This window comes from Anoxybacillus eryuanensis (assembly GCF_051200995.1).
Lineage (GTDB): Bacteria > Bacillota > Bacilli > Bacillales > Anoxybacillaceae > Anoxybacillus > Anoxybacillus tengchongensis.
This window is the reverse complement of record NZ_JBPODS010000004.1, coordinates 70981-92479: the sequence shown is the minus strand read 5'-3', so window position 1 is coordinate 92479 and position 21499 is coordinate 70981. Positions and strand designations below refer to the sequence as shown.

Sequence of the window (21499 nt, the reverse complement as noted above, 5' to 3'; positions counted from 1 at the left end):
ACGACGACATACAGGACGATTTTATTATATAATTTCACCGTACGAAATTTTAGAATGAAATACAGGAAGTGAAAAAATGAGTAAAGTGAAAATTGTAACAGATTCTACAGTCGATTTGTCAAAGGAAATAATTGAAGCGTGGGACATTCGTGTTGTTCCATTATCTATCTCGATTGATGGCCAAACATATTTAGATGGTATTGACTTAACCCCACAACAATTTATTGAAAAAATGAAACAAGCAAACGAACTTCCAAAAAGCTCCCAGCCATCTGCAGGGCAGTTTTTGCAAGTATATGATGAACTTGGAGAAGCGGGGTACGACGTCATTTCGATTCATATGACCGGTGGAATGAGCGGTACTGTGCGTTCAGCAGAAAGTGCAGCGGCTATGACAAAGGCGAACGTCACAGTCATCGATTCGCGTTTCATTTCCCTTGCGCTTAGCTTTCAAGTGTTAGAAGCGGCAAAAATGGCTGCTGAAGGAAAAACGGTAGCAGAAATTGTTTCACGTCTTGATGTGATCCGCGCAAATACACATTTATTTGTCGTTGTTGATACACTTGAAAATCTTGTCAAAGGTGGACGCATTGGAAGAGGAAAAGCGATGATTGGGTCGCTATTAAACATTAAACCGATCGCTTCATTAGAAGATGGGGTGTATACGCCTGTAACGAAAGTTCGCAGTCATTCTCAAATCGTCAAATATTTAACAAATCAATTTGTTGAACATACGAAAGGAAAAACGATCCGAGCAGTAGGCATTGCTCACGCAGACGCTCTTGATTTAAGCGAACGATTAAAACAGTCAATTGCAGAAGCAACAGGATGGACAAAAACAGACATCGTATATACAACCCCAATTATTTCAACACATACAGGTTCAGGAGCAATAGGGTTTATGTACTATACGGAATAGGAGGACATAAAAGGTGAAACGTATACGTTTATGGTTGTTCGTTGCGCTGTTATTCTTGCTTGTTGCCTGCCAGCAATCGATTCCAGATGCAAAAAATTGGCCAATTGAAGATTTTACATTTACCGATCAATATGGTCAAAAGTTTGGGCTAGCTGATTTAAAAGGAAAAGTGTGGGTAGCTGATTTTATTTTCACACGATGCGCTGATGTGTGCCCACCGATGACAGCAAATATGGCGAAATTACAAAAAATGGCCAAGGAAAAAGGATTAGATGTTCATTTTGTTTCATTTAGTGTAGATCCTGAAAACGATACACCAGATGCGTTAAAAGCGTATGTCGAAAAGTTTCAAGGAGATTTAGGGAATTGGCACTTACTTACAGGATACGCTCAACAAGACATTGAGCGTTTTGCTCAAAAAAACTTTAAAGCAGTTGTAAAAAAGCCACAAGAAGGGGATCAAGTCATCCACGGCACAGATTTTTATCTTGTTGATCAAAACGGGACAATTGTAAAATACTATAGCGGTCTAAACAATGTGCCTTTTGAAGAGATTTTAAAACATATTGACATGTTACAAAAATAACATGATACAGACAAAAATGATGACCCTGTCATTTTTGTCTTTTCTTTTATAGAGAGGGGATCCTATATGAACAGATTGCTTCTTCTATTTTTTTGTGTATGTTTAGTCGGATGTTCCTCTACCTCTACAACTACTGCCCCAACGACCATGCAAGAAAACGAACAGGAACAAATAAAGCCACGTGATTTACATGTTGTGGCGTTAGGCGATTCGTTAACGGAGGGGGTAGGGGATGGTAAAGGTGGCTACGTCACATTAGTCAAGCAATATTTAGAACAACGTGAAGATGTAAGTGAAGTGTTCGTGCAAAACTTTGGTAAGCGAGGGTTACGTAGTGAACAACTAACAGATATTATCACGAAAAATGAACTGGTCATTCAAAAAGCAGATCTTATTTTGATCACAATTGGCGGAAACGATGTCATGAAAGTTGTTCGTTCACATTTTTTATCTTTAACATATGAGTTGTTTGTTAAAGAACAACAGGCGTTTGCTTCTCGACTTGATGAGCAATTGCAACTGCTTCGCTATATCAATCCAGATGCTTATATTGTACTCGTCGGGTTATACAACCCGTTTTCCACAGCTTTCCCAAATATACCAGAAATGAATGAGATTATACAGATGTGGAACGAGGGGAGTGAAGAAGTGCTCTCCCGTTATGATGATGCGCTCTTTGTACCTATTGTCGATTTGTTTGAAGAGCGTGACAATATATTGTATGACGATCAATTTCATCCGAACACCCGTGGCTATGAACTAATTGCAAAACGTATATATGAATACTTACAACAACATGAATGGATAGGAGAATAAATAGTGAAGTGGAAAGTATTGTTTTTTGGATTATTAGGAATAAATAGTTTAGTGGTGGCGTTATTATTTTTTTATATGTTTCAATCATCGTCTTCTCCACATATTCCGAACGTTAGTGTGAAAGGTCCGACATTTATTGTTCAAACATCAAAACAACATTTAAATACGCTAGTGAACGACTATATTCAGAAGCATGGAAAAAAGGGGAATTTTTCTTACAGTGTTCAATTAGCTGATCGTTTGTATATAACAAGCGCCATTCCGGTATTCGGAAAGACAGTCGATTTGACCATGGCATTTGATCCAACTGTGGATGAAAACGGACACGTTGTACTTGCTCATCCGACGATGACGTTTGGGCAACTTCGTTTACCTGTGCCATATGTGTTAACGTATATTAATAAACATGCTTCATTGCCAAATTGGGTGAAAATCGATGCGAAACACGAGCGCATTTATATTGTTGTAAGTAACATTCGCATAAAAGAAGGATTCGTGTTAAAGGCGAAAACGTTCGATTTAAATAAAAATGATATCACCTTTACAGTCACGATAACAAAATAAAAGGATGTCTCTCGTTTGAGGGACATCCTATTTGATTCGTAATCCTTTAGGATAAAAGTTTTTTACAACTCCTTTGACTTCTTTGCCCCAACCAAGTGAATATCCATCAACAGTGATTAATATCCACCCCCGATCGTTATTCGTCTGTAATGTTTCTCCTTTCATATATCGGAGACTTTCTTCAAACGTGAGAGACAGATATGCTTGTACTTGCTGTTTTGTTAATGCCATTGCTAATGCGTGGTTTGGTTCAAAGCGATTTTTTTTCCATTCTCCGATATGAAGACCAGGGCGAACGACTTTTAAGCCGTCTAAACGTGGGCATAAATAAGGAAGAGCAAATATATGCGTCCCAAATGCGTAAAGCGTCCCATCTATTGTCGTTTGGATTATATTGTTTATAAACGTTTCATAATCACGCCGTATTGCTTTAGATACGTTAGAAGTGGCTACTTTTCCATTCCATCGTTTTGCTTCTCCTCGTTTGCGCATTTTGGCAACGAAATGCCCTTCTCCTTGGAGATGATGAGGCCAAAGCCTTGCAGTATGTGCGATTTGTTCGTTATATGTGTTCGTCCAATTGACAACACCTGGTTGAATCCCGTGTTCTTTTTCGATTGGAACGAGTTCCATGTCGTTGTAAGTCGCTAAAAACCAGTCGATGATTTGTTCATTTTCTTCTGGGGAAAATGTGCACGTCGAATAAACGAGCGTGCCTTCTTCATTTAACATCTGATAAGCACATGATAAAATGTGTCGTTGTGTTTGTGCACATTTTTGAACGTGTTCTAAACTCCAAAATTCGATCGCTTCCCCATCTTTTCGAAACATGCCTTCTCCCGAACATGGGGCATCCACTAAAATTTTATCGAAAAATCCTTCAAATGTTTCCGATAATTTTTCAGGAGTTTCATTTGTCACAACAGTATTTGTAATTCCGAGTCGCTCAATATTTTCAGATAAAGCTTTGACGCGTTTTGGATGGATTTCGTTTGCTAGTAAAAATCCTTCGTTATTCATTAAGGCAGCTAACTGTGTTGTTTTTCCTCCTGGTGCTGCACATAAATCGAGCACTCGCTCTTCTGGAGATGGTGAGAGCACTTCAGCTACGAACATGGCACTTGGTTCTTGAATGTAGTACAATCCAGCAGCATGGTACGGATGTTTCCCAGGCTGAGCGTTGTAATAATAAAATCCTGTAGGACAAAAGGGGATCGGCTCAAGTTCCCATGGGCTCATGTTTGAAAATGTCGATGGTGATACTTTCAATGAATTGACCCGCAAACCATTGACTTTTCCTTCATTGTATGTCGCAAAAAAACGCTCCGCTTCATCTTGAAGCAAAGCATTCATTTTGGTTACAAATTCCTTTGGTAAATGACATGTAGTCACTATAACCACTTCACTTTCGGTTCTGTTTTGTTTAAAATACGCTTAATATTCGCTCGGTGACGATAAAAGACAAAAAGTGTTAATAATATGACGACAATGCGCAAAGGAACATCATCGGTCCATACAAATGCATAAGCGGTCGCATACACGCCTGTTAACATGGACGAAAGCGAGACGTATTTTGATATATATAGAATGAGAAAAAAGACAGCTAACATCGTCATAAAGAGAACGGGTGAATAAAATAACAATACTCCACCAGATGTAGCAACCGCTTTTCCACCGCGAAATTGGGCAAACACCGGATATGTATGACCAAACACAGCACACATACCTGTAATAAGCGGGTGAATATCTACAGAAAACAATACAGGCAAACTTGCGGCTAACGTCCCTTTTAAAATATCCGCAATCGTAACAATTAATCCCGCTTTTACACCGAGTACGCGAAACGTATTTGTTCCACCTAAATTGCCGCTCCCATGTTCACGTATGTCAACTCCGTACCCTACTTTTCCAACGATCAACGCGAACGGAATTGAACCGAGTAAATAACCGATGATCATAAGCAAAATAGACATCCTATGCACCCTTTACCTCGTTAATATTGCCCCATACAGAGGTCATGCTTTTATTGTAACATGCTTTTTTAAAAAATGAAGGCAGGATTATTTTTTTATATGAAGAAATACTAGTTTATCATAGGGAGGTAGATGACATGAATCCAAGTCGTGAACAAATCAAACAAATTTTAAATAAGGCAAAGCGAATTGCTGTGGTAGGATTGTCAGATCGTCCGGAGCGTACGTCTTATATGGTTGCAAAAGCGATGAAAGAAGCAGGATATGAAATCATTCCAGTTAACCCGCTTATTAAAGAATGGGAAGGTATTCCGGCTGTTGCTACGTTAACGGATATCGAAGGACATGTAGATATTGTAAATGTGTTTCGTCGTTCCGAACATTTACGTGAAATCGCTGAGCAATTTGTTCAAATAGATGCAGACGTGTTTTGGACGCAATTAGGTGTATATGATGAAGGCGTGTATCGTGATTTAACAGAAAAAGGATATACGGTTGTGATGGATCGCTGCATCAAAGTAGAACATGCGCTCACACGGTAAAAACGACCATTCTTTTTGCAATGGTCGTTCTTTTTCTTCATGACGTTGGACGTTTTACGAATGTATGTTAAAATAGAGAAAGTCGAAAAAACAGAAACAAATGTTCTTGTTGTGAAAGGGGAATGATTGTGACAGATAAGAAACTTCTTACATATAACGAAGACGCTATTCAAGTGTTAGAAGGGTTAGAGGCGGTTCGTAAACGGCCGGGGATGTATATTGGAAGTACAGATAGTCGTGGTTTGCATCATCTTGTATATGAAATTGTAGATAATGCAGTTGATGAGGCGCTTGCTGGATACGGGAAGCGTATTATTGTAACGATACATAATGACCAAAGTATTAGCGTGCAAGATGAAGGGCGTGGGATGCCTACAGGTATGCATAAATTAGGAAAACCAACCCCAGAAGTCATTTTAACGGTTTTACATGCAGGAGGAAAGTTTGGTCAGGGAGGATATAAAACGAGTGGCGGTTTGCATGGTGTTGGGGCTTCGGTTGTTAATGCTTTGTCTGAGTGGTTAGAAGTGACAATTCAACGCGATGGATTTATATATTATCAACGGTTTGAAAACGGCGGAAAGCCTGTGACTACACTCGAGAAGATTGGGGTAACAAAACATACAGGAACAACAGTTCGATTTAAACCAGATCCAACGATTTTTAGTACGACGACGTTTCATTATGAAACGATTAGCGAACGATTGAGAGAATCTGCATTTTTATTAAAAGGCTTAAAAATTGAATTATACGATGAACGAACAGGCTTGCGCGATACGTTTTGTTACGAAAGTGGAATTGAGGCGTTTGTACAATATTTAAACGAGGAAAAAGACGTCCTGCACCCTGTTGTATTTTTTACCGGTGAGCAAAGTGATATTGAAGTCGAGTTTGCCTTCCAATTTCATGATGGATATGCGGAAAACATGCTTTCGTTTGTGAACCATGTTCGAACGAAAGATGGAGGGACGCATGAAATTGGGGCTAAAACAGCGATGACTCGCGTGTTTAATGAATATGCACGAAAAGTAGGTTTATTGAAAGAAAGGGATAAAAACTTAGAAGGAACAGACATCCGCGAAGGATTATCTGCTATCATCTCTGTTCGCATTCCAGAAGCACTTTTGCAATTTGAAGGGCAAACGAAAGGCAAATTAGGAACACCTGAGGCTCGTTCGGCTGTTGAAGCGGTCGTTAGTGAAAAACTGACGTACTTTTTAAATGAAAATCCGGATGTTGCAACGATGTTAATTAAAAAGGCGATTCGTGCGTTTCAAGCGCGTGAGGCTGCACGAAAAGCACGGGAAGAAGCACGATCTGGAAAAAAGCGCAAAGGAAAAGAACATGTATTAAGTGGAAAATTAACCCCTGCCCAAACACGAAATCCACAAAAAAATGAATTGTATTTAGTCGAGGGAGACTCGGCGGGTGGCTCAGCTAAACAAGGTCGTGATCGTCGTTTTCAAGCCGTATTGCCTCTTCGCGGCAAAGTCATTAACACAGAAAAGGCGAAACTAGCTGATATTTTTAAAAATGAAGAAATTAACACAATTATTCATGCCATTGGCGGTGGTGTAGGGGCTGATTTTTCGCTCGATGATATTCACTATGATAAAGTCATCATTATGACTGACGCAGATACGGACGGGGCACACATTCAAGTGTTGTTGTTAACTTTTTTTTACCGTTACATGCGACCACTCATCGAAGCTGGTAAAGTGTTTATTGCCCTTCCACCACTTTATAAAGTAAGCAAAAAAATTGGCAAAAAAGAAGTGGTTGAATATGCGTGGACAGATGAACAACTACAATCTATTTTGAAAAAGATAGGAAAAGGATATACGATTCAGCGATATAAAGGACTTGGTGAAATGAATGCAGATCAATTATGGGAGACGACAATGAATCCCGAAACGCGAACACTTATTCGTGTTCGTATTGATGATGCAGCACGTGCTGAACGTCGTGTAACGACATTAATGGGTGATAAAGTGGAGCCGAGAAGAAAATGGATTGAGTCGAATGTGCAATTTGGTTTGGAAGAAGATATGAATATTTTAGAAAACGATCATGTGATGACAGCCGAGGGGGAATAAGTACATGGAACGAGTATTAGATTTACCGTTTGAAGATGTATTAGGAGACCGATTTGGTCGATATAGTAAATATATTATTCAAGAACGTGCTCTGCCTGATGTGCGTGATGGATTAAAACCGGTGCAACGTCGCATTTTATATGCGATGCATGTAGACGGGAATACGTGCGACAAACCGTTTCGCAAATCAGCCAAAACCGTCGGAAATGTCATTGGTAATTTCCACCCGCATGGCGATTCTTCTGTATATGAAGCGATGGTTCGCATGAGTCAAGAATGGAAAGTAAGAAACGTGCTCATTGAAATGCATGGGAATAACGGAAGTATTGATGGAGATCCACCAGCAGCGATGCGTTATACAGAAGCTAGATTATCTGCCATCGCATCTGAATTATTGCGCGACATCGATAAGGAAACAGTAGAGTTTGTACCGAACTTCGATGATACAAGCAAAGAGCCGGTTGTGTTGCCAGCGATGTTTCCGAATTTGCTTGTCAATGGTTCAACAGGCATTTCAGCTGGTTACGCGACAGAAATTCCACCGCATCACTTAGGAGAAGTCATTGATGCAGTCATTATGCGTATTGATCATCCAAATTGTACGGTTGATGATTTAATGACTGTACTAAAAGGACCGGATTTTCCAACTGGCGGTATTATTCAAGGAAAAGAAGGCATTAAAACAGCTTACAAAACTGGAAGGGGAAAAATCATTATTCGTGGTAAAGCCACGATTGAGCAAGGAAAAGGTGGCAAACAAGCGATTGTTATTACAGAAATTCCTTATGAAGTGAATAAAGCGAATTTAGTTAAAAAAATTGATGAATTGCGTCTAGAAAAAAAATTGGACGGAATTGTTGATGTGCGTGACGAAACAGATCGTACAGGATTACGCATTGTCATTGAAGTGAGAAAAGACGGGAATGCAGAGGGCATTTTAAACTATTTATATAAAAACACAGATTTGCAAATCACGTACAATTTTAATATGGTTGCTATTCATGAGCGTCGCCCAAAGTTATTAAGTTTACCACAACTATTAGATGCATATATTGAACATCAAAAAGAAGTGGTTGCTAATCGTTCGCGTTATGAATTACGAAAAGCAAAAGAGCGTGCTCATATTGTAGAAGGATTAATGAAAGCTGTATCCATTTTGGATGAAATCATCGCAACGATTCGCGCTTCACAAGATAAAAAAGACGCCAAAGGGAATTTGATGAATCGCTATGGATTTACAGAGCCTCAAGCGGAAGCAATTGTTACATTGCAGTTGTATCGTCTAACAAATACAGATATTGATGATTTGCGTGAAGAAGCAAATGTGTTAAATCGCAAAATCGAGGAATTAACAGCTATTTTAGATAGCGAGAAAAAACTTCTATCTGTAATTAAAGCTGACTTAAGAAAAATGAAAAAAATGTACGGTGACGAGCGGAGAACGATGATTGAAGAAGAAATAAAAGAAATTAAAATCGAAATGAACGTTGTTGTTCCAGAAGAAGATGTGATCGTCACAGTTACAAAAGATGGATATATCAAACGAACAAGTCTTCGCTCTTACAGCGCCTCTAACGGACAAGATATTGGACTGAAAGAGGGAGATAGGTTACTCGGGATGTTTGAGATGAATACCACACATACGTTGCTGTTATTTACAAACAAAGGAAATTACTTATATTGCCCTGTTTATGAACTTCCTGACATTCGCTGGAAAGATCTCGGTCAGCACATCTCTAATATAATCCCGCTTGATCGTGATGAACAACTAATTAGCGCCATCCCGATTGTAGATTTTTCAAACGGATATTTATTATTTATTACGAAACAAGGATTAGTGAAAAAAACAAACCTCGTTCATTATAAGGCGCAACGGTATTCTAAGCCACTTGTAGCTATGCGATTAAAAGAGGATGATGAAGTTGTCCATGTGTATCGAACAGATGGGTTTGGACGTATATTTCTCATGACGCAATACGGATACGGTTTGTTATTTCAAGAAGAAGAAATCGGAGAAGTTGGTGTTCGAGCGGCAGGAGTAAAAGGAATCCATTTAAAAGATGGAGACTGTGTCGTTTCTGGTCAACAGGCGACAGAAGAAAATGTTGTTTTTGTGACAAAACGCGGGGCGGTGAAAAAAATAGCTAGAACGGAAATCGACGAATCGACCCGCGCGAAACGGGGCCAGCTTCTTATTAAAGAAGTGAAAACAAATCCACATCGAGTAGTAAATTGTCATTTCCTTTCACATGGACATGTTGTTTTAAAAACAGAGAAAGGGATCATTGAAGAAGTCAACGTTGACGAACTACGATTAAGCGATCGATATGGCAATGTGACATACGTGCTTGATTATGATGAAGTTGGTAACGTTACGGATACATGGGTGAAATGGTCATAATTCCCTTGCATTCATTTATGATTTCAATTATATTGAAGAAGGTATAGTTTGTGTGTGGGGGATTTATGATGAGATTTAAACGTCAAGAACCTTTTCGATATCAATTCGGTCAACCGCTCCCATGTACGTTTCGTATCACACGTATTGGTGAGCGAGAAGTCGAAACAGATAAAGGAGCAGCTGAAATTCACGATATTAGTCCACGTGGCATTCGACTGGAGACAAATTTAAATTTACCGATCGACTCCGCAAAAGGTGAACTCGAAGTGGAGTTACAGTTTACGATTGTTGATCAACCAATAGCCGTTCGAGGCATTGTGATTTGGAAAAAAGCATATGCAAATGAGTTTCAATACGGTCTTTCATTAGAGATTTCTAAACAAGAAGAAATGCGATTAATTGGTGAAATTAAAAGACATGCAGCGATGTATGCACGAAAAAAAGAAAGTAAATAAATGTGAAAAAGATGTCCACATGGGCATCTTTTTTCTTTGAAAATTATTTGAGAGCGGTTGACTAACTTGTATATACAGGTTAAAATAAAGACAACCAATAAACTTGTATATACAAGTTGGTGGCGTTCGTTGCAAACGCTTTAACTAAGGAGGAGTAAATCATGAGACAATCTGTAGGGCAAATTGTTCAAGCCGTCGGTGGGAAAGAGAATATCATCGCGGCTACACACTGTGTGACGCGTCTTCGTTTTGCGTTAAAAGATGAAGGAAAAGTAGATAAAGAAGCGTTAGAAAACATTGATATTGTTAAAGGTTCATTTTCAGTAAACGGTCAGTTCCAAGTCGTGATCGGACAAGGACTAGTTGATAAAGTGTATAACGAAATGGTTGAAATGACTGGGATTGGTCGGGCAACGAAACAAGATATTAAAGACGCTGCAGAAAAAAAATTAAACCCGCTACAACGGGCAATTAAGACGTTAGCTGATATTTTTATTCCGATTTTACCTGCTATCGTCACAGCCGGTTTATTGATGGGGATTAACAACATTTTAACAGGCCCAGGAATTTTTTATGAAGGAAAATCAATTGTTGATGTTCATAAACAGTGGCGTGATGTTGCTGATATGATTAACTTAATTGCCAACACAGCGTTTGTCTTTTTGCCAGGATTAATTGGGTGGTCAGCGGTAAAAAAATTTGGTGGAAGCGAGTTACTTGGAATTGTACTCGGATTGATGCTCGTTCACCCAGCGTTATTAAATGCATGGGCATACGCTTCCGCTGTTCAAGAAGGAACTGTGCCATATTGGAATTTATTTGGGTTTGACGTTCAAAAAATTGGTTATCAAGGTCAAGTATTACCTATTTTAATTTCATCATATGTGCTAGCGAAATTAGAAATATTTTTGAAAAAACGTATTCCAGAGGCGTTTCAATTGTTGCTTGTTGCGCCAATCGCTTTACTTGTAACAGGATTTATTTCTTTCATCGCAATTGGCCCTGTGACGTTCGGGATTGCGAATGCTTTAACAGATGGTCTTGTCTCGCTATTTGATCGTTTTGCTGCGTTAGGTGGTCTTGTATACGGGGGATTATATGCCGTTCTTGTTGTCACAGGAATGCATCATACGTTTTTAGCAGTGGATTTGCAATTAATCGGTAGCACAGGTGGAACATTTTTATGGCCGATGCTTGCGTTATCAAACATTGCACAAGGTTCAGCAGCATTAGCGATGATGTTTGCAACAAAAGATGAAAAATTAAAAGGATTATCATTTACATCCGCTGTATCTGCTTACTTAGGCATTACAGAACCAGCGATGTTTGGTGTAAACTTACGATTCCGCTATCCATTCATTTCAGCTTTAATTGGTTCAGCGATTGCGGGAATTTTTATTACGATCAATAAAGTGCAGGCATCTTCTATTGGTGTCGGTGGACTTCCTGGCTTTTTATCGATCTTCCCTGACAAGTGGGTACCGTTTTTCATCGGTATGGCCATTGTGCTTATCGTTCCGTTTACATTGACATACATCTTGGCAAAAACGAAAGGCGGTAAGTAATATGCATCCATGGTGGAAAACAGCAGTCGTGTATCAAATTTACCCGAAAAGTTTTAAAGATACAAACGGTGACGGAATTGGTGACTTGCAAGGAGTTATAGAAAAACTCGATTATTTACAAACTCTCGGGGTTGATGCCATCTGGCTCACCCCGATCTACGAATCTCCGCAGCGTGATAATGGATATGATATAAGCGACTATTATCGAATTTACGAGCCATACGGTACAATGGAAGACTTTGAAAAACTTATTGAAGAAGCACATAAGCGCAATATAAAAATTGTTATGGATATTGTTGTAAACCATACATCAACAGATCATGAATGGTTTAAACAAGCACGTTCATCGAAAGATAACCCGTATCGTCATTTTTACATTTGGAGAGATGAGCCGAACAATTGGCAATCGAAATTTGGAGGCTCTGCTTGGGAATATGATGAACAAACAGGGCAGTACTATTTACACTTGTTCGATGTTACACAAGCTGATTTGAATTGGGAGAACGAAGAAGTACGCAAGCATGTATACGATATGATGCATTTTTGGTTACAAAAAGGAGTAGACGGCTTCCGTTTAGATGTTATTAATTTAATTTCGAAAGATCAGCGCTTTTTAGACGATGATGGCTCGTTTCCTCCAGGTGACGGTAGAAAATATTATACAGATGGTCCACGCATTCATGAATTTTTACAAGAGATGAATCGAGAAGTGTTTTCGAAGTACGATATGATGACAGTAGGGGAAATGTCATCAACGACAATTGATCATTGTATTTTATATACAAATCCTGATCGTCATGAACTCAATATGACGTTTAATTTCCATCATTTAAAAGTCGATTACCCAAATGGAGAAAAGTGGGCAGTTGCCGATTTTGACTTTTTGCAATTAAAAAAGATTTTATCAGAATGGCAAGTGAATATGCATAAAGGCGGTGGGTGGAACGCTTTATTTTGGTGCAATCATGACCAGCCGCGCATCGTCTCTCGTTATGGTGATGATGTACGGTATCATAAAGAATCTGCAAAAATGTTAGCAACAACGATTCATATGATGCAAGGAACACCTTATATTTATCAAGGTGAAGAAATCGGAATGACCGATCCAAAATTTGTACGAATTGATGACTATCGGGATGTCGAATCATTAAATATGTACCGAATATTAAAAGAGCAAGGAAAAAGTGAACAAGAGGTATTGCATATTTTACAGCGAAAATCACGTGATAATTCGCGAACACCGATGCAATGGAGCGATGAGCTGCATGCAGGCTTTACAACGGGAACGCCTTGGATTTCTGTCGCGAATAACTATAAAGAAATTAATGTTCAACAAGCATTACAAGATCCAACATCTATTTTTTATCATTATCAAAAACTCATTCAGTTGCGTAAACAGTATGACATCATTACAACAGGAGACTATGAGCTCATTTTAGAAGATCATCCTTCCATTTTTGCATATATTCGCAATGGAAACGATGAAAAGCTTGTTGTAATTAATAATTTTTACGGACAAGAAACGGTTTTTGAATGGCCAAAACATATGGATATAAGCGAATATACAAGTCAAGTTTTATTATCGAACTACGATGATTCACCAAATGAATTTAAACAAATGACGCTACGTCCGTATGAATCCATTGTTTATTACTTGAAAAAATAATGGTAAAATATTTTTCGGTGATAAACAATGAGTGAAAATAAATACTTGTCGATTTACAATGACTTATTATCAAAAATTGAAAAAGGAATTTTTAAACCAGGGATGAAAATTCCTTCTGAAAATCAACTTGTTGAACAATATGAAACATCGCGAGAAACGATTCGAAAAGCGCTCAATTTACTTTCAGAGCATGGATATATTCAAAAAATTAAAGGAAAAGGTTCAATTGTATTAGATGTACGTAAATTTGATTTCCCGATTTCTGGGCTAATTAGTTTTAAGGAATTGGCACAGAAGCTTGGAAAGCCATCGCGGACAATTGTTGAGCAGCTTGAAATGATCAAGCCTGATGAAGTGTTAAAAAAACATCTTCATGTCACGGCACGAGAAGATATTTGGAAAGTTGTGCGCGTGCGAGAAATTGAAGATGAACGCATTATTTTAGACAAAGACTTTTTTAATAAAAAATTTGTTCCATTTTTGTCTAAAGATATATGTGCGCGGTCCATTTATGAATATTTGGAGAAGGAATTGCAATTAAAAATCAGCTTTGCGAAAAAAGAATTTTTTGTGGAAGAATGCACAGAAGAAGATCGTATGTATTTGCATTTAAAACAATATACACACGTTGTCGTTGTAAGAAATTATGTTTATTTAGACGATGCGAGTTTGTTTCAATATACAGAGTCCCGTCATCGTCTTGATAAATTTCGATTCGTTGATTTTGCGCGGCGCATTCATTTGCATTGAAAATAATGGTGTGGGCTCAAGAGAGCGGTAATGCTCTTATCTGGGGAAACATGAAAAAAGAGACCACCACGAAAACCCAGTAAAACCAAGGGGATTCAAAGGTGGTCTCTTTCACATACTTCAGTGAAGTTTCATTGAAAAGGGACTTTTGAGTCAGCCCCATTATTTTGTTTCACGATGTAATGTGTGGCGTTTCAAACGTGGGCAATATTTTTTTAATTCAAGTCTTTCAGGGTTGTTGCGCTTATTTTTTGTTGTTATGTAGTTACGATCGCCAGTTTCTGTACATTGTAAAACGACTTTCACACGCATAGGGGCACGCTCCTTTTAAAGAAAATAGTAATCATTACGCTTTGTATCGTAATATAAAAAAACACTTTTGTCAACAATCGTAGCCGGAATGATTCCGACTACGATTGAAGATGCTCTTTCATAAATTGTGGCAGACAAAAGCATTGGCTTAATACATCAGCATTTACGTATTTCGTTTGTTTTGCAAATGTGGTAAGGCGCTCAAATGAAACAGCTTGTTTTGCGCCAAGAGTAAAGCTCCATAGGCCACCAGGATATGTCGGAACAGTAGCCGTATATACGTGAACGTGTGGGAATAAATGACGAATGTTTGTATATGTTTGTTTTAATACGTCCATATGGAAAATTGGCGATTGGCTTTGACAAACCATCATTCCATCTTCTTTGAGTGCTTCATGCACACTTTTATAAAAATCATATTCAAATAATACTTGAGCAGGGCCGATCGGATCAGATGAGTCAATGATAATGACATCGTACGTATTCACGTGATCTTTAACGAATTGAACACCATCTTTATATACATACTGCACACGTGGATCTGAAAGATTTCCCGATACTTCAGGTAAATGTTCTTTACAGGCTTGAACAACAAGTTCATCGATTTCGACGAGATGTATTTCTTCTACCTCTTCATATTTCGCCACTTCACGAGCTGCTCCACAATCGCCCCCACCAATAATTAAAACTTTCTTTGGCGACGGATGAAGAGAAAGAGGAACATGTGTAATCATCTCATTGTAAATATGTCCATCAATAGAAGTTGTTTGTACAACTCCATCAAGCACAAGCATTCTTCCAAAGTCGTATGAGTCCAAAATCATTACATGTTGAAATGGTGAACGCTCTGAGTAAACGATCTCTTTAATACGATAACTAATTTTTAAATTTTCACGCTCATCTTCTGTTAACCATAGCTGTCCGTTTTGCTCTTTTATGTAGTTCATAGCTTCCTCCTCTAACAATGTATTTTGCACCTTTTTTATATTAATACATTTGTGCATGAGTTTGCAAAGGATGAGAACAATAGTTGAAAAAATTGCAATAGCCATTTTATTCGCAAACGTTTACAAAAATAAAGTGTTGACAGTTCTTTTAACATTTACACAAACGCATTGAAAAACAGAAAAAAGAGGAGTAGGATAAATGTGAAAAACATCACAAAAGAGAAAGAGAAGTGAGAGAACAATGGAAGCTTTACAGACATGTAAAGAGCTCGCATTAAAGAAGCGATCCATTTTGCAAAAATCACCGCTTCAATACGTGATTCGTGCTGCTTTAGCAGGTGTATATATCGGGTTTGCTCTTATTCTTTGTGTTCGTTTGGGTCAATATTTTTACGAGACACATTCACCAGCAACATATTTAGTAAGTGGCATCTTTTTCGGTATTGCCCTTGTTCTTATTATGTACGGAGGGGCAGAGTTATTTACAGGGAATACAATGTATTTTACTGTGAGTACGCTTCAAAAAGAAACAACGATCGGAGATACGCTTCTCAACTGGATAATGTGTTATGGTGGGAACTTGCTTGGTGCGATTTTCTTTGCCTTTTTAATCGCACAGTCGGGTATTTTTCACGATATTCCGACGGATCATTTACTATTTGCGATTGCATTGAAAAAAATGCATGCAACAACGACACAATTGTTTGTCAAAGGGATTTTGTGTAACTGGCTTGTTTGTTTAGCTATTTTTATTCCGATGCAAATGAAAGAAGATATCGCAAAAATATTTGCGATGATTTTAATTGTTTTTGTCTTTTTTGCTTCTGGATATGAACACTCTATTGCAAACTTTGTTATTTTTTCACTTGCTTTGGCTGTTCAACACCCAGATACGATTCATGTGGCAGGAATGATCCATAACATCGTACCTGTAACGCTTGGGAATATCGTTGGTGGCTCATTATTTATGGGCGCGTTATACACGTATCTTTCATCTAATAAACAGTCTACTCCTGCGTGGAAAGGGGCGTTTGGAGTAAGAAAAATATTGAATAAGTAAAAAATAGTCGGGATATGTTCTCGACTATTTTTTTATTTGTTATAATAAATGCTATTATTTTATCTCATTTTTCTGTTTACGGGGGGAGTTACAATGTATTTTCAACAAAAACATGTCCAAAAGTTTATGGATAAATATGAAGATCGGGCAAGGTTACTTATTTCATGTCCAGATCAACCTGGGATTGTGGCAGCCGTTACCACTTTTCTGTATGAACAAGGGGCCAATATTGTGGAGTCGAGTCAATATTCGACAGATCCTGAAGGTGGTACATTTTTTTTACGAATCGAGTTCGACGCCCCAAATATATCGAAAAGAAAAGAAGCGATAGAAGGAGAATTTGCAACAATAGCGCAACAGTTTGAAATGAAATGGCGATTGAGTTTACATACGCATATGAAAAAAGTGGCCATATTTGTTTCAAAGGAAGAGCATTGTTTATTAGAATTATTATGGGAGTGGCAAGCGGGAGAGTTACTTGCAGATTTCGCACTAGTTATCAGCAATCATGAGCACATGAGAGAAATAGTGGAGTCGTTTGGCATTCCGTACTATTACATACCTGTGACAAAAGAAACAAAACAGGAAGCGGAAGAAAAACAAATACAGTTGTTAAAGGAATACGATATTGATGTGATTGTGCTTGCCCGTTATATGCAAATTTTGTCACCTCGTTTTGTTGCGACGTTTCCAGCGCGAATCATTAATATTCATCATTCGTTTTTACCAGCGTTTGTTGGTGCTCGGCCATATGAACAAGCTTATCGACGTGGGGTGAAGTTGATCGGTGCTACTTCTCATTATGTAACAGATGATTTAGACGAAGGACCAATTATTGAACAAGACGTCGAGCGAGTCGATCATAAACATCATGTAGAAGACTTAAAACGAATTGGACGTATGATTGAAAAAACTGTTCTTGTTCGTGCACTAAAGTGGCACTTAGAAGATCGTGTAATTATTCATGAAAATAAAACGATCGTGTTCAAATGAAGGAGGGGGAATCCCTTCTTCTTTTTTTTAGAATTTATATAATAAAACTATGTTCTAAATAAAAACTGAATAAAAATAAAAATGTTCAATTATAATGGAAATAGAGAAGGATTTTTCTTTTTAGTAAAGAATGTGTCATGTGAAAGGAGGAGAAAGGATGAGTGAGAAAAGAAAACCAAGCGGATTTTTATTAAAACAACGTGCATTTTTAAAGTTATATTTAATTACTTTAACTGAACAAGAACGATTGTATGGATTAAAACTGTTAGATGTGCTTCGTGAAGAGTTTCAGCCATTTGGATATCGTCCAAATCATTCGGAGGTATACAAAGCGCTACATGATTTAATCGAAGATGGAATTTTAGAACAAGTAAAAAAGAAAAAAGAAGGAATGAAATATCAAGAGGTCGTTTATTATCGTTTCACCGAGGAAGGATATAAAAAAGCCCAACTGTATAAGAGACAATTAAAAACAGAACTAGATCGTTGTGAAGCGCTTATTCGTAAAGCGATTAAAGATAATTTTAGTTGACAAAACAATCATGTTTCATTTAATATACTGATAAGGGTATATGAAAAGGAGTTTGATGAATATGACATATGATAATCAAGTAAAGAACCGTTTAAAACGGATTGAAGGACAAGTTCGTGGTGTGCTTAAAATGATGGATGAACAGAAGGATTGTAAAGAAGTAGTTGCTCAGTTGTCAGCTATTCGTAGTGCTGTTGATCGCGCCATCGCGGTTGTTGTAAGTGCTAATTTAGAGCGTTGCATTCGCAAGGATGTAGAAACAGGATCGTTAGAAAGTGAAAAACTCATTCAGGAGGCAGTTGAGCTACTCGTCAAAAGTCGATAATGCCGAGTGGCTCCCTTTTTCATTTGTTTGTTAACATAATATAATTATGTTAAACATATCTTTCATTTGTACAAATTCGTTTATTTTTTGTACAATACGTACGTACAAAACATAGAAAGGAATGACATCATGATTTATACACAATCACTCACGCTTCCTGAAACAATTGAAGAGATCGTTAAAAAAAGAAGAGAGATGTTTAAAAATGAAATAAATGAACAAGTTGAACATATTGCATACACCCCCGCTCATGAGTCTATTATATATGACGCAATCATCGCCTTAGCGTTAGGAAAAAATGTGTTGTTAAAGGGGCCAACAGGATCAGGGAAAACAAAATTAGCCGAAACGTTATCGCTTTTCTTTGGACAGCCGATGCATAGCATCAATTGTTCGATTGATTTAGATGCTGAGGCGATGCTTGGCTTTAAGACCATTCAACAAACACATGGACAAGCGACGATTGAATTTATCCCAGGGCCTGTTATTCAAGCGATGACAAAAGGGCATCTGTTGTATATCGATGAAATTAATATGGCTAAACCAGAGACGTTACCGATTTTAAATGGGGTGCTCGATTATCGAAAAATGATTACAAATCCGTTTACTGCTGAAGTTGTCAAAGCAAAATCAACGTTTGGTGTCATTGCGGCAATTAATGAAGGATATGTGGGAACAGTTCCTCTAAATGAAGCATTAAAAAATCGCTTTGTTATCATTGATGTACCATATGTTCAAGGGGAGACATTAAAACGTATTTTACAACAGCAAACGAAGTTAACAAATGAAACATTATTAAATCGTTTTGTTACACTGTCAGCGGATTTAATTGTTCAAGTGCAGCAAGGATTTGTATCAGAAGAAGCAGCTTCCATTCGAGCGTTAATCGATGCTTGCGATTTAGCGGTGTACATTCCACCACGACGTGCCATTGAACGAGCCATTGTCGAGAAATTAGAAGACGACCGGGAAAAAGCTGCGGTGCGCAACTTAGCCGAAACGTTGTTTGATGAATGAGGGTGGCTACATGAATCGTTTTATTATGTTTAATGATAAAAAAATCGATTCTTTTTTGTTTATGGAGCTATCTGATTTAGTGAAAACATTAACAAAAGATGAACAAATGGAACTCGAGTTTGGATACCAGTCGTATCTTGATCGACAGCATAAAAAAGTGATTGTTAGTCATTTTTGGGATAACCGCCCAAAAGAGCAGTACGTATACGGATTAAAAAGTGATTTGTTTTTGCGAACGATTGGAAACTTTTATAATACAAATGACAAAGATATTCTTCTTTTTCTTCATCAAATAAAAGCATATTCTATTCCGAGCTTTGCTAAACAGTTGTTCGTATTACTTGAAGATATACGATTGGAAGATATATGTCGGTTTGTACGTCCTGGTACAAAAAAAGCGTTTGCTATTCGGAAACATGTATATCGACATTATTTCGAAACACAATGGAATGTAAATATGACAAAAAGTGTTTATACAGATGCGCTGTTTAATTATTTATATTTACTACTAACAGCGGAGCAACCCGTACACGATATTTTTCTTCCTGAACGTTTACGCTTAGCTCTTCCATTTGTTGAGCGTGAAATACGAAATGTATATGATGCAAAATCGACCGCGCACATTGCACGTATTGTACTTACCATGATAGATGTGTTAGATGAATTGTTAGATGCTGATATGTTAAACACATATTTTCATCTCCCAGAGTATATTTACGTTGACCAACAAGAAGATCGGGAAGATATTCGTCGCAAAGATCCATTGAAAAATCATGACGTACTTGATAAAAAGTCGGAAGATGAAAATATTTTTCAAGAGACGATGTATACATGGCATCGTGAAACGAGCGATATGACGAATAGTTTTTTACAGTTTGATCTCGAACAAGGTTCACAGACTGACTTACTCGGGGAAGGGGTTCGGCAAGGAGAAGCGGGAGATCAAGCACTTGGAATTGTACATGGTTCGTCACAAAAAACGACGCGTAACGATTATACACATCTAGAACAACAAGAGCAGCGCCAAGGATTTTTTGGGCGTTCGGAGCACGAATATGGCAAAGAAAATCGTTACGTTAGGCCGATATTTGTGGATGCCTTGCCACCGACAATCGAGCAAATGAAACAGTATGAATGTGACCGAGAAGCTATTGCACCGTATCAAAAAAAATTGACACGATCCATTGAAAAAGTGCTTGAACATAAAAAAATACACCCCCGTACAGATTTACATGTAGGACGTTTAAATAAAAAGCTACTACGCTTTTTTACGGAGGAACATCCGCGTTTATTTTATAAAAAACACGAAACATCTCCGTTGTTAGATGCTGTTTTTGTTTTGCTTGTCGATTGTTCTGCCTCAATGTATGACAAAATGGAAGAAACAAAAAGAGGAATTGTTTTATTTCATGAATCCCTTAAAGCGTTGCGAGTTCCACATAAAATCGTTGGTTTCTGGGAGGATACGAGCGAAGCCACAGCATCTTATCAACCTAACTATTTTCAAATCGTTATTGATTTTGATGATTCTCTAAGAAAAGATCATGGAGCAAAAATTATGCAACTAGAGCCTCAAGAAGATAACCGTGATGGTTTAGCTATTCGATTAATGACAGAAGAGTTACAGAAAAGAAATGAAAAACAAAAATTTTTGCTTGTTTTTTCTGATGGAGAACCAGCTGCTTTCGGATATGATCAGAACGGGATTGTAGATACGCACGAAGCGGTTATAGAAGCGAGAAAATTAGGAATTGAGGTAGTAAATGTGTTTTTAGCAGAGGGGATAATTACCGAAAGTCAACAAAAAACGATTGAAAATATATATGGACATTATCATGTAATTGTTCCCAATGTAGAACAGTTACCGACATTTTTAGCCCCTTTACTAAAAAAATTATTGTTATACAAATTGTAAAAACACCCAGGATGACGGGTGTTTTTATGTTAATTTAAAAAATTTTTTAGTTAACAAAAAATTTT

The 21499-nt window shown here is 37.8% G+C and carries 21 protein-coding genes; 17 read left to right on the top strand and 4 right to left on the bottom strand.

The window, feature by feature from the left end:
* Positions 1-76: 76 nt before the first annotated feature.
* From HNQ84_RS06815 to HNQ84_RS06800, 4 genes are all read left to right on the top strand, one after another.
* On the top strand, positions 77-919 hold the full coding sequence (locus HNQ84_RS06815; protein WP_435621604.1) for a DegV family protein: 843 nt from the start codon (positions 77-79) through the stop codon (positions 917-919).
* Between the two features lie 13 nt (positions 920-932).
* Positions 933-1505, top strand: coding sequence for an SCO family protein (locus HNQ84_RS06810; RefSeq protein ID WP_080730350.1), 573 nt, complete (start codon positions 933-935; stop codon positions 1503-1505).
* Positions 1506-1571: 66 nt separating this feature from the next.
* On the top strand, positions 1572-2321 hold the full coding sequence (locus HNQ84_RS06805) for an SGNH/GDSL hydrolase family protein (protein ID WP_435621603.1): 750 nt from the start codon (positions 1572-1574) through the stop codon (positions 2319-2321).
* Positions 2322-2324: 3 nt separating this feature from the next.
* Entirely contained in the window at positions 2325-2885 is a 561-nt protein-coding gene (locus HNQ84_RS06800) for a YpmS family protein (protein ID WP_435621602.1), read from the top strand.
* Between the two features lie 27 nt (positions 2886-2912).
* On the opposite strand, the gene HNQ84_RS06795 is transcribed toward HNQ84_RS06800, so the two are convergent.
* Positions 2913-4277, bottom strand: a complete 1365-nt coding sequence (locus HNQ84_RS06795) for an RsmF rRNA methyltransferase first C-terminal domain-containing protein (protein ID WP_435621601.1) — start codon at positions 4275-4277, stop codon at positions 2913-2915.
* Positions 4277-4858, bottom strand: a complete 582-nt coding sequence (gene plsY, locus HNQ84_RS06790) for a glycerol-3-phosphate 1-O-acyltransferase PlsY (protein ID WP_183243267.1) — start codon at positions 4856-4858, stop codon at positions 4277-4279. The genes HNQ84_RS06795 and plsY overlap by 1 nt, the downstream gene beginning before the upstream one ends.
* A 137-nt stretch (positions 4859-4995) precedes the next feature.
* Between plsY and HNQ84_RS06785 the strand changes: the two genes are divergently transcribed.
* The 7 genes from HNQ84_RS06785 (at position 4996) to treR (ending at position 14333) form a co-directional block, all read left to right on the top strand.
* A complete protein-coding gene (locus HNQ84_RS06785; protein WP_435621600.1) occupies positions 4996-5400 on the top strand; it encodes a CoA-binding protein in 405 nt (134 codons plus the stop codon).
* Between the two features lie 122 nt (positions 5401-5522).
* Positions 5523-7496 carry a DNA topoisomerase IV subunit B gene (gene parE / locus HNQ84_RS06780; protein WP_435621599.1) on the top strand — a complete coding sequence of 658 codons (1974 nt, stop codon included), beginning with the start codon at positions 5523-5525 and terminating at the stop codon, positions 7494-7496.
* Positions 7497-7500: 4 nt separating this feature from the next.
* Positions 7501-9897 (top strand): DNA topoisomerase IV subunit A, encoded by a 2397-nt coding sequence (parC, locus tag HNQ84_RS06775; protein WP_435621598.1) that lies wholly within the window; start codon positions 7501-7503, stop codon positions 9895-9897.
* 68 nt (positions 9898-9965) lie between these two features.
* On the top strand, positions 9966-10352 hold the full coding sequence (locus tag HNQ84_RS06770; protein WP_435621597.1) for a PilZ domain-containing protein: 387 nt from the start codon (positions 9966-9968) through the stop codon (positions 10350-10352).
* Positions 10353-10513: 161 nt separating this feature from the next.
* Entirely contained in the window at positions 10514-11917 is a 1404-nt protein-coding gene (gene treP, locus HNQ84_RS06765; RefSeq protein WP_435621596.1) for a PTS system trehalose-specific EIIBC component, read from the top strand.
* Between the two features lies 1 nt (position 11918).
* Positions 11919-13583, top strand: a complete 1665-nt coding sequence (treC, locus tag HNQ84_RS06760; protein ID WP_435621595.1) for an alpha,alpha-phosphotrehalase — start codon at positions 11919-11921, stop codon at positions 13581-13583.
* 27 nt (positions 13584-13610) lie between these two features.
* Positions 13611-14333: a trehalose operon repressor gene (gene treR, locus HNQ84_RS06755; protein ID WP_032101737.1), complete on the top strand. Its 723-nt coding sequence runs from the start codon at positions 13611-13613 to the stop codon at positions 14331-14333.
* A 162-nt stretch (positions 14334-14495) separates the two neighbouring features.
* Here the strand turns inward: treR and rpmG are convergent, their stop codons facing one another.
* Complete coding sequence (gene rpmG / locus HNQ84_RS06750) at positions 14496-14645, bottom strand: 50S ribosomal protein L33 (RefSeq protein ID WP_003397205.1); 150 nt, start codon at positions 14643-14645, stop codon at positions 14496-14498.
* 98 nt (positions 14646-14743) lie between these two features.
* A complete protein-coding gene (gene speE / locus HNQ84_RS06745; protein ID WP_435621594.1) occupies positions 14744-15592 on the bottom strand; it encodes a polyamine aminopropyltransferase in 849 nt (282 codons plus the stop codon).
* Positions 15593-15833: 241 nt separating this feature from the next.
* Between speE and HNQ84_RS06740 the strand changes: the two genes are divergently transcribed.
* From HNQ84_RS06740 to HNQ84_RS06715, 6 genes are all read left to right on the top strand, one after another.
* Positions 15834-16652 carry a formate/nitrite transporter family protein gene (locus HNQ84_RS06740; RefSeq protein WP_435621593.1) on the top strand — a complete coding sequence of 273 codons (819 nt, stop codon included), beginning with the start codon at positions 15834-15836 and terminating at the stop codon, positions 16650-16652.
* A 93-nt stretch (positions 16653-16745) separates the two neighbouring features.
* Positions 16746-17645 carry a formyltetrahydrofolate deformylase gene (purU, locus tag HNQ84_RS06735; RefSeq protein ID WP_435621592.1) on the top strand — a complete coding sequence of 300 codons (900 nt, stop codon included), beginning with the start codon at positions 16746-16748 and terminating at the stop codon, positions 17643-17645.
* A 157-nt stretch (positions 17646-17802) separates the two neighbouring features.
* Positions 17803-18177 carry a replication termination protein gene (locus tag HNQ84_RS06730; protein ID WP_003397201.1) on the top strand — a complete coding sequence of 125 codons (375 nt, stop codon included), beginning with the start codon at positions 17803-17805 and terminating at the stop codon, positions 18175-18177.
* Positions 18178-18238: 61 nt separating this feature from the next.
* The gene (locus HNQ84_RS06725) at positions 18239-18502 is read left to right on the top strand and encodes a metal-sensitive transcriptional regulator (RefSeq protein WP_043966402.1); all 264 of its coding nucleotides are present in this window, start codon (positions 18239-18241) and stop codon (positions 18500-18502) included.
* A 195-nt stretch (positions 18503-18697) separates the two neighbouring features.
* The gene (locus tag HNQ84_RS06720) at positions 18698-19519 is read left to right on the top strand and encodes an AAA family ATPase (protein ID WP_425486535.1); all 822 of its coding nucleotides are present in this window, start codon (positions 18698-18700) and stop codon (positions 19517-19519) included.
* A gap of 10 nt (positions 19520-19529) precedes the next feature.
* Positions 19530-21434: a vWA domain-containing protein gene (locus HNQ84_RS06715; RefSeq protein WP_435621591.1), complete on the top strand. Its 1905-nt coding sequence runs from the start codon at positions 19530-19532 to the stop codon at positions 21432-21434.
* The last annotated feature ends 65 nt before the right edge of the window (positions 21435-21499 follow it).

Bases quoted from the DNA above. Each gene is read 5' to 3' on its own strand.
- HNQ84_RS06815 (WP_435621604.1), top strand. From the start codon at position 77: ATGAGTAAAGTGAAAATTGTAACAGATTCTACAGTCGATTTGTCAAAG.
- HNQ84_RS06805 (WP_435621603.1), top strand. From the start codon at position 1,572: ATGAACAGATTGCTTCTTCTATTTTTTTGTGTATGTTTAGTCGGATGT.
- plsY (WP_183243267.1), bottom strand. From the start codon at position 4,858: ATGTCTATTTTGCTTATGATCATCGGTTATTTACTCGGTTCAATTCCG.
- HNQ84_RS06785 (WP_435621600.1), top strand. From the start codon at position 4,996: ATGAATCCAAGTCGTGAACAAATCAAACAAATTTTAAATAAGGCAAAG.
- parE (WP_435621599.1), top strand. From the start codon at position 5,523: ATGATTGTGACAGATAAGAAACTTCTTACATATAACGAAGACGCTATT.
- parC (WP_435621598.1), top strand. From the start codon at position 7,501: ATGGAACGAGTATTAGATTTACCGTTTGAAGATGTATTAGGAGACCGA.
- HNQ84_RS06770 (WP_435621597.1), top strand. From the start codon at position 9,966: ATGAGATTTAAACGTCAAGAACCTTTTCGATATCAATTCGGTCAACCG.
- treP (WP_435621596.1), top strand. From the start codon at position 10,514: ATGAGACAATCTGTAGGGCAAATTGTTCAAGCCGTCGGTGGGAAAGAG.
- treC (WP_435621595.1), top strand. From the start codon at position 11,919: ATGCATCCATGGTGGAAAACAGCAGTCGTGTATCAAATTTACCCGAAA.
- treR (WP_032101737.1), top strand. From the start codon at position 13,611: ATGAGTGAAAATAAATACTTGTCGATTTACAATGACTTATTATCAAAA.
- rpmG (WP_003397205.1), bottom strand. From the start codon at position 14,645: ATGCGTGTGAAAGTCGTTTTACAATGTACAGAAACTGGCGATCGTAAC.
- speE (WP_435621594.1), bottom strand. From the start codon at position 15,592: ATGAACTACATAAAAGAGCAAAACGGACAGCTATGGTTAACAGAAGAT.
- HNQ84_RS06740 (WP_435621593.1), top strand. From the start codon at position 15,834: ATGGAAGCTTTACAGACATGTAAAGAGCTCGCATTAAAGAAGCGATCC.
- purU (WP_435621592.1), top strand. From the start codon at position 16,746: ATGTATTTTCAACAAAAACATGTCCAAAAGTTTATGGATAAATATGAA.
- HNQ84_RS06730 (WP_003397201.1), top strand. From the start codon at position 17,803: ATGAGTGAGAAAAGAAAACCAAGCGGATTTTTATTAAAACAACGTGCA.
- HNQ84_RS06725 (WP_043966402.1), top strand. From the start codon at position 18,239: ATGACATATGATAATCAAGTAAAGAACCGTTTAAAACGGATTGAAGGA.
- HNQ84_RS06720 (WP_425486535.1), top strand. From the start codon at position 18,698: ATGTTTAAAAATGAAATAAATGAACAAGTTGAACATATTGCATACACC.
- HNQ84_RS06715 (WP_435621591.1), top strand. From the start codon at position 19,530: ATGAATCGTTTTATTATGTTTAATGATAAAAAAATCGATTCTTTTTTG.